The organism is Streptomyces sp. NPDC048248 (assembly GCF_043201875.1).
Taxonomy (GTDB): Bacteria; Actinomycetota; Actinomycetes; order Streptomycetales; family Streptomycetaceae; genus Streptomyces.
On the sequence record NZ_JBICZL010000004.1, the window covers coordinates 343,001 to 356,115 of the forward strand.

Annotated in this window: 7 protein-coding genes; 3 read left to right on the plus strand and 4 right to left on the minus strand. The window is 74.2% G+C overall.

The features are described from left to right. Positions 1 to 8: 8 nt before the first annotated feature. Positions 9 to 1,163, minus strand: coding sequence for an acyl-CoA dehydrogenase family protein (locus tag ACGFZW_RS10385; RefSeq protein ID WP_393892644.1), 1,155 nt, complete (start codon positions 1,161 to 1,163; stop codon positions 9 to 11). A gap of 230 nt (positions 1,164 to 1,393) precedes the next feature. On the opposite strand from ACGFZW_RS10385, the gene ACGFZW_RS10390 reads away from it, so the two are divergent. Together ACGFZW_RS10390 and ACGFZW_RS10395 are read left to right on the plus strand one after the other, a co-directional pair. Then, positions 1,394 to 2,932 carry a class I adenylate-forming enzyme family protein gene (locus tag ACGFZW_RS10390; protein WP_393892645.1) on the plus strand — a complete coding sequence of 513 codons (1,539 nt, stop codon included), beginning with the start codon at positions 1,394 to 1,396 and terminating at the stop codon, positions 2,930 to 2,932. A gap of 41 nt (positions 2,933 to 2,973) precedes the next feature. Then, positions 2,974 to 4,161, plus strand: coding sequence for a winged helix DNA-binding domain-containing protein (locus ACGFZW_RS10395; RefSeq protein ID WP_393892646.1), 1,188 nt, complete (start codon positions 2,974 to 2,976; stop codon positions 4,159 to 4,161). 43 nt (positions 4,162 to 4,204) lie between these two features. Here the strand turns inward: ACGFZW_RS10395 and ACGFZW_RS10400 are convergent, their stop codons facing one another. Continuing rightward, positions 4,205 to 7,510, minus strand: a complete 3,306-nt coding sequence (locus tag ACGFZW_RS10400; protein WP_393892647.1) for a protein kinase — start codon at positions 7,508 to 7,510, stop codon at positions 4,205 to 4,207. A gap of 183 nt (positions 7,511 to 7,693) precedes the next feature. Continuing rightward, positions 7,694 to 9,736, minus strand: a complete 2,043-nt coding sequence (locus tag ACGFZW_RS10405; RefSeq protein ID WP_393892648.1) for a serine/threonine-protein kinase — start codon at positions 9,734 to 9,736, stop codon at positions 7,694 to 7,696. Positions 9,737 to 9,928: 192 nt separating this feature from the next. Here ACGFZW_RS10405 and ACGFZW_RS10410 point away from each other — a divergent pair, with 192 nt between their 5' ends. Further along, positions 9,929 to 11,215 carry a serine hydrolase domain-containing protein gene (locus ACGFZW_RS10410; RefSeq protein WP_393892649.1) on the plus strand — a complete coding sequence of 429 codons (1,287 nt, stop codon included), beginning with the start codon at positions 9,929 to 9,931 and terminating at the stop codon, positions 11,213 to 11,215. A gap of 126 nt (positions 11,216 to 11,341) precedes the next feature. On the opposite strand, the gene ACGFZW_RS10415 is transcribed toward ACGFZW_RS10410, so the two are convergent. Then, entirely contained in the window at positions 11,342 to 13,048 is a 1,707-nt protein-coding gene (locus ACGFZW_RS10415) for a glycerol-3-phosphate dehydrogenase/oxidase (protein WP_393892650.1), read from the minus strand. Between the last annotated feature and the right edge of the window lie 67 nt (positions 13,049 to 13,115).

A 13,115-nucleotide genomic window follows, 5' to 3' on the forward strand; every position in this document is an offset into this window, starting at 1 on the left:
GGCGTGGGTCACCGCCCCTTCGGCAGGCCGAGGATCCGCTCGGCGATGATGTTCTGCTGGATCTGCGAGGTGCCGGCCGCGATGGTGTACGAGAGCGCGGAGAGCCGGTCGGCGACCCAGGCGTGGCCGGCGTCCAGCGATCCGGCTCCCAGCACCTCCGCCGCTGCGTCGTACAGCTCCTGGCGGGCGTGCGAGTAGCGCAGCTTGAAGACCGAGCCGCCGATTCCCGGTACGCCGCCGGTGCGCTGCGCGCCGCTCACGTTCCACTGGGTGAGCCGCCACAGGGCGGTGAACTCCGCGTTCAGCCGGCCGAGCCGGCGGCGCAGTACGGCGTCGTCCCAGCGGCCGTTGGCGCGGGCGGCCCCGGCGAGCGCGCCGAGCACCCGACGGCAGGCCACCACCTCGCCGACGAAGGCGGTGCCGCGCTCGAAGGAGAGCGTCACCATCGTCACCCGCCAGCCGTCGTTCTCCGCCCCGACGCGGTTGCCGGCCGGGACCCTGACCTCGTCGAGGAACAGCTCGGCGAACTCGGTGGAACCGGCCAGGGTGCGCAACGGCCGCACGGTCACACCCGGCGCGTCCATCGGCATGGCGAGCCAGCTCAGGCCGTGGTGCCGGGGCGCCGCGGGGTCGGTGCGGACCAGCAGCTCGCACCAGTCGGCGACCTCCGCGTGCGAGGTCCAGGTCTTGGAGCCGCTGACCACGTATCCGTCGCCGTCGCGCACCGCCCTGGTGCGCAGTGCGGCCAGGTCGGAACCCGCGTCCGGTTCGCTGAAGCCCTGGCACCAGATCTCCTCGCCGCGCAGGATCGGCGGCAGCCAGCGGGCGCGCTGGGCGGCGGTGCCCTCGGCGGCGATGGTCGGCCCGGCATGCAGCAGACCCACGAAGTTGGCGCCGACGTAGGGCGCCCCGGCGCGCTCGGTCTCCTCCAGGAAGATCAGGTGCTGGGTGGGGGTGGCGCCCTGGCCGCCGGCGTCCCGCGGCCAGTGCAGACCGGCGTATCCGGCGTCGTGGAGCATGCGTTGCCAGGCCGCGTCGTAGGCCCGCCGGGCGGGCCAGTCGGTCGCGGCGGGCTTGGCGGGCAGCCGGGGCAGCACCGTGGCCAGCCACCGCCGCAGTCGCGCCCGGAAGGTTTCCTCTTCCTCGGTGCAGGTCAGGTCCATCCCGGGCCCGCTACTCGGCGCGCTTGTCGCGGTCGGGGCCCGGTCTGGACCCGGCACTGCCGCGCATCGGCGGGAAGGTCGAGTCGGTGTGCGGTGGCTCCATCCGGTTCCCCTCGCCATATCTGATGGACCGTCAGAAAGAGCCTAGCCCCGGACCCTCTGGACCGACAAGACGCTCGCGGCTACCCTCTGCCCCACATCTGACGGATCGTCAGTTCTTGGGAGGCCGCATGGCCGGCAACACGCTCTGGGACCTGGTCGCCTGGCGCGCGGCGCTCACCCCGTCCGCCCCGGCGCTCATCCAGGGAGCCGACTCCGCACGGCACGACCGCCGCCTCACCTTCGGCGCCCTGCGCCGGCGCGCGGAACGTGTCGCCGCCGGCCTGTACGCACGGGGCGTACGCCCCGGCAGCCGGCTCGTCTGGCAACTGCCGACCCGCATCGAGACCGTGGTGCTCAGCCTGGCCCTGGCCCGTATCGGCGCCGTCCAGAGCCCGGTCGTCCCGCTCTACCGCGACCACGAGGTCGGCCAGGTGCTGCGGCGCACGGGAGCGGCCTTCCTCGCCGTCCCCGGCACCTGGCGCGGCTTCGACCACACCGCCATGGCGCGCCGCCTGGCCTGGAACCTCCCCGGCCCGCTCACCGTCATCGACGTCCACGCCGCCCTCCCCGAGGCCGATCCGGCAGCCCTCCCCCCGCCCCCCGACGACGGCGAGGAGGTCCGCTGGATCTACTGGACCTCCGGCACCACCGCCGACCCCAAGGGCGTGCTGCACACCGACCGCAGCCTGCTGACAGCCGGCCGCTGCCTGGCCGGCGCGCTCCGCATCGGCCCGTCCGACGTCGGCTCCATGGCCTTCCCCTACGCCCACGTGGCAGGCCCGGACTACACCGTCATGCTGCTCCTGCACGGCATCCCCGCCGTCCTGCTCGAGCATTTCGCACTGCCCCGCTCACTCGCCGCCTACCGCCGCCACCGCGTCACCGTCGCGGGCGGCTCAACCGCCTTCTACCAGCTCTTCCTCGCGGCCCAGCGCGCCCTTCCGCCCGGTCGCCGGCTGCTGCCGTCACTTCGGCTGCTGGCCGGCGGCGGCGCGCCCCTGCCTCCCGAGCTGCACCACGAGGTCGTCGCCGAGCTGGGCTGCCGGCTGGCCCACGGCTACGCCATGACCGAGGCACCGATGGTGACCATGGGCGATCCGACGGACCTCCCCGAGCACCTCGCCACCACCGCCGGCCGGCCGCCCGCCGGCATGGACGTCCTGATCACCCCCGGCACCGGTGAGATACGACTGCGCGGCCCCGCCGTCTGCCGCGGCTACCTGGACGAGCCGGACCCCTTCGACGCCGACGGCTACCTCCCCACCGGCGATCTCGGCCGCCTCACCCCCACCGGCCATCTCGTCGTCACCGGCCGCCTCAAGGACCTCATCATCCGCAAGGGCGAGAACATCTCGCCGCAGGAGATCGAGGCGCTCCTGCACCGCCACCCGGAGGTGGCGGACGCGGCCGTCATCGGGCTGCCGGACCCCGCCCGCGGCGAGCGCGTCTGCGCGGTCGTCGAACAGACCGTGCGGGCAAGCCGGTCACGGCAGTTGACGCTTGCGGACGTCACCGCCCACCTGCGCGCCCAGGGCCTGGCACCGCACAAGCTTCCCGAGCAACTGGAGGTGCTCGACGCGCTGCCACGCGGAGCGACGCTCGGCAAGGTGCTCAAACAGGAGCTCCGTGACCGGTTCGGCGGCGACACCGCGGTGGGCCGACCGTAAAGCGGACATCGGCTGTCCGCGATGCCCCGTACCTTCGTCGCATGAGCGACCCCCGCCCCCGCATCGACACCGCCGGCCGTCGAGCCCGCCTCGGGCGGCGCCACCTCCTCGCGCCCGCGCACCGGGCGGCCACCCCGGAGGAGGTCGCCGACGCCGTCCTCGGCCTGCACGCCACCGACGCCGCGACCGTCCACCTGGCCGCCGGGGCACGGCTCGCCGCGCCGGGCCCCGGTGCCGTCGAGCGCGCCCTCTACGACGACGTCTCCCTGGTCAGACTGCTGTGCATGCGTCGCACCCTCTTCGCCGTCGGCGCTGACCTGGTGCCCGCCGTCTGGTCCTCGACCGCACAGGCCATCGCCGCGCGGGAACGGCGCGGTATGACCACCTGGGTGCTGGACGGTGTGCCCGGCTGGGACGAACGACGGCTGGACGACGTGGAGCACCGGACCCTGGCCGCGCTGGCCGCGCGCGGTGCCGCCACCGCCGCCGAACTCGCCACCGACGTGCCCGGCCTGCGCGAGACGATCGTGGTCTCCCCCGGCAAGCCGTACGAAGCGGCGGTCGCCGTCTCCACTCGCATCCTGCGGGTGCTGGCCGCCGAGGGCCGGGTCCGGCGGGGTCGTCCGCGCGGCGGCTGGACCAGCAGTTCCTTCCGCTGGACACCGGGCACCGCGTTCACCGACCGGCCCGCGCCGCCCGCCGCGGAGGCCCGCGCCGACCTCGCCCGGCGCTGGCTCGCGGCCTACGGCCCGGCCACCGTCGAGGACCTCAAATGGTGGACGGGCTGGACGCTGACCGACACACGGCGCGCGCTGGCCGCGACCGGCGCGGTCGAGATCCTGCTGGACGACGGCGCCGACGGCCTCGCCCTGCCGGAGGACCTCGGACCGGTCCCGCAGCCCGAGCCATGGGCCGCGCTACTGCCCGCTCTCGACCCCACCGCGATGGGCTGGAAGGCCCGCGACTGGTACCTCGACCCCGGACACGTACCGCGACTTTTCGACCGCAGCGGCAACATCGGCCCGACGGTGTGGTGGAACGGCCGGATCATCGGCGGCTGGGCCCAGCGGGCGGACGGCGAGATCGTCTGGCGACTGCTCACCGACGACGGGGGCCGCGCGGCCGCGAGCGCGGTGGCGGACGAGGCGGCCCGGCTCGCGGCCTGGGTCGGCGAGGTCCGCGTCACCCCGCGCTTCCGGACGCCCCTGGAGCGGGAGCTGACCGGCTGACCGCACGGCGAACCGCCCGCTCGTCGACGTCGGGTGCTGCGGGTCAGCCCGGGCGGTAGGCGTCCGTCGCCTGGTCGTAGAGGTGGTCGACCTCGCGCCGCTCGTTGTCCGGTCCGATGAGGAGCACGAGGTGATAGCGCCCCTCGTGGATCATCGCGAGGTTGCGGACGTACACCTCGCGGCCGCTGCTGTCCCGCCAGGTGAAGGTGCCCTCCGCCATTGCCGTCTTCCCGACGTCGATCCGCCGGAGCCCGGATGCGGAGGACCAGCTGGAGTCGCGGTACGGCGCCAGTTCGGCCTCCTTGTCCTGCTGGTACGCCATCGGGTCGGCGCCGAAGCGGGCCGTGGTGTCGCGGCCGGGCACCACCACCAGCTCGAAGTCACCGCCGACATACCGCACTTGGCCTCGGTCGTTCTCGCCGCGCCGCTCCCAGCCCTTGCGGACACCGACCTGGAAGCCCTCCGGATCGCTGCGCGCCTCGAAGCCCTGGTCGAGATCGGCGGGCGCGCCGGTCTGCGGCGACCGGGTGCCACTCGCGCCGCCGTCCCCGTCGCCGTCCTCGCCCTGGCCGTCGTGGGAGCCGTCTCCGGACGCCGCGCTGCTGCCGGGCTTCGAAGGGCCGGGCGTGTCCACCCGGTCCGCACCGCCCTGCCCGGCCTCCGCACCGGACTTCGGCAGGAACACCATGGCGTAGACGACCGCGGCCACCAACAGCAAGAACACCAGCCCGAGCAGCAACAGGCCCAGACGGCGCGGCCCTCGCGCCGCCCCGGAGGACCGCCGCGGCGGAGCGCCGTCCCATCCGACCTCCACCGGGCCCTGCTGAGCCGAGGGTTCCGCGGCCGGGCCACCACCTTGGCGCGCGGCTCCGGCGCGCCCGGTCGCCCCGACGGACCGCGGCGGCTCGGGCAGCCTGGCGGGAGCGGGCCCGCGCAGCGGTTTCGGCTGCTTGGGGAGCCGTTGCGGACGGGGCGAGGGCGCGGCTGTCGCCCGCGCGGCGGCGGCCGGCGTTTCCTGCGGACGCCGCTCGCGGCGGGCCCGGGTCTTCTTGTGGCGCCCCTTGCGGACGAGTTCACCGCGGCGCCGCACGATCGGCAGTCGCCCCGGGTCGGCGGCCCGGTCCCGCGACGGCACGGTCACCACGCGGCTGCCCAGCTCCGGCTCCGGGGCCGTACGGATCAACGAGCGCAGCCAGCCGCGCAGTTCCTCGACGTCCGGCCGGTCGCCCGGGTCCTCGCGCAGCAGGGACTCGACGACGGGCCGCAGCGCCCCGCACTCCTCGGCGGGGGCGGGCGGCTGCGAACAGACCAGCTGCGCCAGCTCGGCCGCGCTCTCCTCGGGGAACGGCGGATGCCCCTGCACACTGCGGAACAGCAGCGCGCCCACGGCCCACAGGTCGGTCGCCGGACCGACCGGCGGCGCCAACTGCCAGTTCTCGTGCACCGGACCGGCCTGTTCGGGCGCCCAGCGTTCGGTGACCGGGCCGATGACCTGCAACCGGGCCTGCCGGGCGCGTTCCGCGGCGAGCGCGGCCGAGGGGCGGCCGTACGCGAGGGAGGCGGGGCCGCGCTGCTCCGCCGCGGCGGCACCCGGCGACGCCACGGGGGCGGGAGCGGTCTTGGTCAGCGAGGTCCTGGCCGGCGCTGCGGGCGCGGACAGCTCGCCGGTCTCTGCGGTGTCCCCCGACCCCGTGCCCGGCCCGGTGGGCTCCGCCCCGGATGCCTCGCGGCGCGGCGCGGGAAGCGGATCGGCGCCTCGGCCACCGCCCGCCGTCGGCCCCGGCAGGCTGCCGCCCCGTCCGCCGCCGGGGGTGGTGCCCGTTCTGTCATCCGCGCCGTGCGCGACGCCGGCGTCCTCCGGTCGGCCGGCGCCCTGCCCCGCGCTCCCCTCGATGTGATCGCTGTACGGGCTGAACCACGGCCCTTCGGCGGTGCCCTGGCGGGCCGACGGAACGATTCCGCCCTCCGGACGCCCCGGGGAGCCGGGAGCCGAGCCCTCCGGGAAGCCCGTCACCCGGCCCGCGTCAGGGCCCGCGTCGGCGCCTGCTTCGGGCTCCGGCAGGAAGTCGGTGTCGTCGTGCTGCCGCGCCCCCGGCACGCCGTGCGCCCCGGCGCCCGCGACACCCGGCACGGGCCGGACCGACGCGTCGTCACCGGAACCGTTGCGCCCTGCCTCGTCGTTGGGCAGCGGCGCCCGGACGGCGGCCGCGCGAGCGCCGGCACGGTAGGCGGCGATGGCGCCCGCCCGTACCCGCCGCGGGTCCACCCCGTCGCCTTCAGGGCCCCGGCCCGCCGCCGCGTCCCCGCCCGTGACGCCGGGCTCACCCGAGGCATCGGCATCGCCCATGGCGTCCGTACCGCTCGTACCGTCCGCCGTACCGCTCGCGGCCGGGACGCCTCTGCCACCCGACAGCGGTGGCCAGTTGGCGTCCGGGGCCGGAGCCGGACGCGGCACGCCCCGCCCCGAGGCCGCGCCCGAGGACGCCGCGCGCTGGTGCGTCGAGCCGCTTCCGGGCGCGTCAAGGGGCCCGGAGGGCACCGGAGCCGCGGCGTCGGCGGCCGCGTCGTCCCGCACCTCGCCCGCGCCGCCGGCCGCATGCGGTGCGGTCCCCGGCCCGTTCTCCCGCTCGCCGGGGACCGGCGCGTAGCCGCACAGCGCCTCCTGTGCCGCGCCCACCGCCAGACCGGTCAGCACCACCCTGCCGTCGACGCAGACCAGCACCGTGCGGGCGGTGATGTTGCGGTGGACCCAGCCCTGCGTGTGCAGGGCACGCAAGGCGGTGAGCACATCGGCGGCGATCTCCGCGGCGCGGTGCGCGGACAGGGCCCGCTCGGCGAGCAGCGCGGCCAGCGGGCGTGCCGCGACGAGTTCGCCGACGATCCACAGACTGCCGTGCTGCGCGAAGACGTCGAAAACCTGTTCGAGTCGCGGGTGATCGGGCAGCTGCGCGGCAGCCGTCGCGGCCTCCAGCGCGCGGCGTACGGCGGGATCGCGGGGACTGCGGTCGGCCACGCCCGCCGCGCCCGTCACAGGGGCCGCGCGCACCCCCGCGGTGGTGGTGCGCCGGTGCGCGTGGCGGCCGTCAGCCGGCTCCGCCTCCACGACCTCCGCGTCCACCACCTCGGGCAGCGGCACCTGGCGGACCAGGACCTCCTGCCCGCTGTAGGTGTCGAACGCCCGGGTCTCGGTGAAGTCGTCGTCGCCCGGGGCGCGCAGCGGCAGACGGTAGCGCTCGGCGAGCACTCTTCCCGCGTACTCGTCCACGACGCCTCCCCACAGCGCGTGCTGGCCACCGTCCTCACGGAGCCGGCCGGTGTCACGCACGCCGCCGGTCGGTTCCGGTCGCATTACCGCCTCTTGCGGATGCGTATGGACTTCGATGTCTCACGATACGTGCCCGGCCCCCGGGTTGAGCCCTGCTCTGCCCAACCCCGTGGCCCGGGCGGGCGGTCCGACCGGGAGCCGCCCGCCCCGCGCCGTAACCGGGAGGCTCCGGTCCCCCCGCCCCGCGCCGCGCCCGGAAAGCCCCCGTCAGTCCTTCACGGCGAACGTCCTGAAGGCCGTCTCGCGCGCTTCCTTGCACTCCTTCTCCGCCCAGGCGCCCGCCTTGCACGTGATCATGATGGCGTAGCCGTGCTGGTCGTCGGCCCGGAAGCCGCGGTTGAGAACGCGTACCTTCTCGCCGCTCTGCCGGCGGGTGAACGACCAGTCAGCGACGGTCGGATAGTCCCGCCACTTCACGGACTTGATGTCGATCAGGTGGTAGTTCTCGCTGGAGTTGCGGACGCTGGGCTCCAGGCTGCGCCAGGAGGCCGCCGCGTCGGTGCCGGGCTTGGCGTTGTAGTCGATCTGGATACGCGGGAAACCGCCGGAGGCGCTGTATATGGCGCCTGAGCCCTGCCCCGCCGTGCCGGTCTGCTTGAAGCCCTTGGGCATCGCCATGGAGAAGTGGAACCGGCCGTTGGAGACCGGGGCGAAGCCTTCCGGCAGCCCCTTGTCGCCTTCGGGGGTGGCACTCGGTTGCTTCGGCGACGACGGGGCCGGCTCCTCCTTCGCCGCGTCCTCGCTCGGCTTTGGCGTGCCCTCTTCCTCGGAGGGCTTCGCCTTGCTCCCCGCCGTGGCAGCGGGCGCCTTGTCGTCCTTGCCGGCCCCCTTGGCGCCCTTCTTCTCGTCGCCCCCGCCGAGCGCGAAGGCGAGGATCGCGCCCAGCACCGCGAGGACCACCACGACGGCCCCGATGATCAGGGTGCGGCGCGGAACGACATCCGTCACCGACGGCCGTGAGGAGCCGGGGCGTTCGGCGTCGCCGGGTCTGGATTCCGGCCGGGCCGTGGCGGTCGCCGAGGCTGCCGCGTTGCGTACGGACTGCAGCGCGCTGCGCATCCGCTCCTTCGCGGCGTCCGTGTCGAAGCCGGCGCGGCTCGCTTCGGCGCCACCCGTCGCCTTCTGCTCCCTGCCGGCGGCGGGGCGCGGGCGACCGGCCTTGGCGCTCACCGGCGTGCGCTCCTGCGCGTCGGCCTCCGCTGCCTTTCCGGCCGTCCCGGTGCCGGCCGCGGCCGCGGCGGCTCCGGGACCGACTTCGGGCTTCGCCTTGGGCTTGCGCTGCGTCCGCGGCTTGGGTGCGGGCTTGGGCTTCGGCTTCGCAGGTCGGGCGGCGGGCTTCGGCTCCTCCGCGGGCGCCGACGGGAGCACCATCGCGCGCGTCGAGTCCAGGGGCGGTTCCGGCTTCGGCTCCGGGGCGTGCGTGACGGCCAGCAGCATCGACCGCGCGCCCGCGTCGTCCAGCCGGCCCGCGGGGTCCTTCACCAGCAGGCCGAAGATGACCTCTTCCAGCGGGCCGGCGTTCTTCGGCGGTTCGACCGGCTCGGTCATCACCGCCGTCAGGGTCGCGATGGCCGACCCCTTGTCGTACGGCGGCACGCCCTCGACGCATGCGTAGAGCAGTCCGCCGAGCGACCACATGTCGGCCGGCGGGCCCGGCTTCTGGCCGCGGGCCCGCTCCGGGGAGATGTAGGAAGGCGCGCCGACGAGCATGCCGGTGGAGGTGACGGAGGGGTCCCCCTCGACCTGGGCGATGCCGAAGTCGGTCAGCACGACCCGGCCGTCGTCCGACATCAGCACGTTGGACGGCTTCACATCGCGGTGCAGGATGCCTTCTCGGTGGGCGGCACGCAGCACGTCCAGCACGGCGAGACCCACCTCGGCGGCGCGGCGCGGGGTGAGCGCGCCGTCGTCGCGGATGACCTCGGCGAGCGAGCGGCCCTCGACCAGCTCCATCACGATCCAGGGGCGGTCGTCCTCGTCGACCACGTCGTAGACCGTCACGGCTCCGTTGTTGCGGATCCGGGCAATGGCCTTCGCCTCGCGCAGTGTGCGGGTGATCAGACGACGCTTCTCGTCCTCCTCCACCCCACCGGGGAAGCGCAGCTCCTTGACCGCGACCGTACGGCCCAGCACCTCGTCGCGTGCCCGCCAGACCGTGCCCATACCGCCCCGGCCGAGAACATCGGCGAGCCGGTACCGGCCGGCGAGCAGCCTGCCCTCCTTGCCGTCCATCTCGACCTCGTCGCCCACTGAATCCCCTCTGCAATCCAGCCGAGTTGGCAGCTTCGATTTCTCATCGATCACCAAACTGACCCAACTCGGACAACCCACCCTGGCAGAGCCTTCATTCTCCCTCATCCGCGGCGGTGGGGAAGGCCCGGGTCCATGCGGAACGGCGCCACGCGCACCCGTCATGATGGCCCCCGAGGAACGGGAGTCCCGATGACGAAGCGCTCGCCCCGCGCCGCCTCGGCCGGCGCCGACCGTCCGGCGCCGCCGTCGGCAGCGCGCCGCCGCAGGGCCGCGGTGCGCCCGCGTGCGCTCGTTCTCCAGACCACCCTGACCGTACTCGCCCTGACGGCGTGTACGGGCGGGGAGCGCACCACCCCGGTCCCGCCCGTGGGGCGCGTCGAGCAGCCGCCCGCCACTACGGTGCGGGCCCTGCAGCGCCTGGTACGCGACGGGGCGCCCGGCGCCGCTTCTCTGATAACCCGCGGCGGACGCTTCCACGGTTCCCGTTTCTCCACGACCGGCGTCGCCGATGTCCGCAACGGCCGCCCCATGGCCCGCGCGGACCACTTCAGGGCCGGCAGCCTCACCAAGACGCTGGTCGCGACCGTCGTACTGCAACTCGTCGCCGAGGGCGAGCTGTCCCTGGCGGACACCGCGGCCGCCCGTCTGCCGAAATCCGTGCCCGCCACCGGAAAGGACGACCTCGGCGATCTTCGGAATGTGACGATCCGCCAGCTCCTCGACCATACGAGCGGTTTGTTCAACTACACCGAGGACGCCCGGCTCGCCCGCGAGCTGTACGGCAAGGGCTTCCGCGCCCACCGCTACGACAGCCACACCCCGGCCGAACTCCTGCGCGTCGCCCTGCGCCACCCACCGGCCGTGGACTCCCGGAGCGGGCAGGGCGCTCCCTTCGCCTACTCCAACACCAACTACCTCGTCCTCGGCCTGGTCATCGAGGCGGTCACGGGACGCTCCTACGCCGAGGAGATCCGCCGCCGCCTCATCGCCCCCGCCCGGCTCCACGACACCTCCTTCCCCGGCACCGACCCGGCGCTGCCCGAGCCGCACGGCCGCGCCTACTCCCGGATCGGCACCCACCAGGTGGACACCACCTCCCTGGACCCCAGCCGGGCGGGCGCCGCGGGCGAGATGGTGACCACCCTCGACGACCTCAACCGCTTCTTCTCCGCGCTGCTGGGCGGCAAGCTCCTGCCGCCGCGCCAGATGGCGCAGCTGCGCAACGAAGCGGGCACCGACGGCACCTACGGCCTCGGCCTGTACGCCACCGAGCTGCCCTGCGGCGTGAGGGTCTGGGGCCACAACGGCGACATCAACGGCTCGTACGCGCAGACCGCGGGTACCGCCGACGGCCGGCACCTCGTCAGCTACCGCGTCAACACCGATGCCCTGGCCGATCCGGACCACGGCACGGCGGTCCTGACGGCGGAGTTCTGCCCGCCGTCCGCCACGAAGCCGCCCGGACAGCACAGCTAGGGCGTGTCCGCCCCATCCCCCGTTCCTCGGGGGACGAACGGCGGGCGGCCACCGGATCTCCCGGCAACCGCCCGCCATCCCTCCGTACGCGCCCGGCGCGCTCGCGGCCGTTTCTCGCCGCGAGCGCTACAGCGGAACGATGTCCGGCGCCCCCAGTCGGGCCGCGTCCGCCGTCAGGTCGTCCGGCTGCCGCTGCGATTCGCGCTCCGCCTCGACCCGCTTCTCGTAGTGCGTGATCTCCTTCTCGACCTGGTCGCTGTCCCAGCCCAGCGCGGGCGCCATCAGCTCGGCCACCTCGCGGGCACAGCGGGTGCCCCGGTCGAAGGTCTCGATCGAGATGCGGGTCCGCCGGGTCAGTACGTCGTCCAGATGCCGGGCGCCCTCGTGCGTGCAGGCGTAGACGGCCTCGGCGCGCAGATAGTCGTCCGCGCCCGTCAGCGGTTCGCCCAGTGAAGGATCGGCCACGACCAGCTCCAACAGCTCCTCGGTGAGCGAGCCGTAACGGTTCAGCAGGTGCTCGATGCGCACCACGTGCAGGCCGGTGCGGGCCGCGATCCGGGCCCGGGCGTTCCACAGCGCCTTGTACCCCTCGGCGCCGACCAGCGGAACGTCCTCCGTCACGCACTCCGCGACCCGGTGGTCCAGGGCGTGCACCGCTTCGTCCACGGCGTCCTTGGCCATCACCCGGTACGTCGTGTACTTGCCGCCCGCGACGACCACCAGGCCGGGAACCGGATGCGCGACCGTGTGCTCGCGCGAGAGCTTGCTGGTGGCGTCCGACTCGCCCGCCAGCAGCGGCCGCAGGCCGGCGTACACCCCCTCGACGTCATCCCGGGTCAGCGGCACCGCGAGCACCTCGTTCACATGCGCCAGCAGGTAGTCGATATCGGCGCTTGAGGCCGCCGGGTGCGCCTTGTCCAGGTCCCAGTCGGTGTCCGTCGTCCCGATGATCCAGTGCCGTCCCCACGGAATGACGAACAGCACGCTCTTCTCGGTCCGCAGGATCAGCCCGGTCGTCGAATGGATCCGGTCCTTGGGCACCACCAGGTGGATGCCCTTCGAGGCCCGTACGTGGAACTGCCCGCGCTCACCGATCATCGCCTGGGTGTCATCGGTCCACACACCGGTGGCGTTGACGATCTGCTGGGCGCGGATCTCGTACTCACCACCGCCCTCGCCGTCCTGCACCCGCGCGCCGACGACCCGCTCGCCCTCGCGCAGGAAGCCCACCACGCGGGCGTGGTTGGCGACCTGCGCGTCGTAGGCCGCCGCCGTACGCACCATCGTGGCGACATACCGGGCGTCATCCATCTGCGCGTCGTAATACTGCAATGCACCGACCAGGGCGTCCTTCTTCAGACAAGGCGCCACCCGCAGGGCGCGCTTGTGCGACAGGTGCCGGTGCACGGGCAGACCGCGGCCGTGTCCCGAGGAGATCGACATGCCGTCGTACAGTGCGACGCCGGAGCCGGCGTACCAGCGCTCCCACCCCTTGTGCTGCAACGGATAGAGGAACGGCACCGGCTTCACCAGATGCGGCGCCAGGCGCTCCAGCAGCAGCCCGCGTTCCTTGAGCGCCTCTCTGACCAGCGCGAAGTCCAACATCTCCAAATAGCGCAGGCCGCCGTGGATGAGCTTGCTCGACCTGCTCGACGTGCCCGATGCCCAGTCCCGCGCCTCGACCAGCCCGGTGCTCAGCCCGCGTGTCGCCGCGTCCAGTGCCGTGCCGGCGCCGACGACTCCGCCGCCGACCACCAGAACGTCCAGCTCCCGCTCCGCCATTCGAGCGAGCGCCTCGGCACGCTGCGCCGGTCCCAGTGTCGCTGTCTTCACCACTGCCTCCCGCTGTGATCGGGGCCACACCCCCCGTCCGTCGATTCTGTCCGCGCTACGTGCCGGT

Excerpts from the sequence above, each read along its gene's own strand:
- ACGFZW_RS10395 (WP_393892646.1), top strand. The coding sequence starts at position 2,974 with ATGAGCGACCCCCGCCCCCGCATCGACACCGCCGGCCGTCGAGCCCGC.
- ACGFZW_RS10390 (WP_393892645.1), top strand. The coding sequence starts at position 1,394 with ATGGCCGGCAACACGCTCTGGGACCTGGTCGCCTGGCGCGCGGCGCTC.
- ACGFZW_RS10410 (WP_393892649.1), top strand. The coding sequence starts at position 9,929 with ATGACGAAGCGCTCGCCCCGCGCCGCCTCGGCCGGCGCCGACCGTCCG.
- ACGFZW_RS10400 (WP_393892647.1), bottom strand. The coding sequence starts at position 7,510 with ATGCGACCGGAACCGACCGGCGGCGTGCGTGACACCGGCCGGCTCCGT.
- ACGFZW_RS10385 (WP_393892644.1), bottom strand. The coding sequence starts at position 1,163 with ATGGACCTGACCTGCACCGAGGAAGAGGAAACCTTCCGGGCGCGACTG.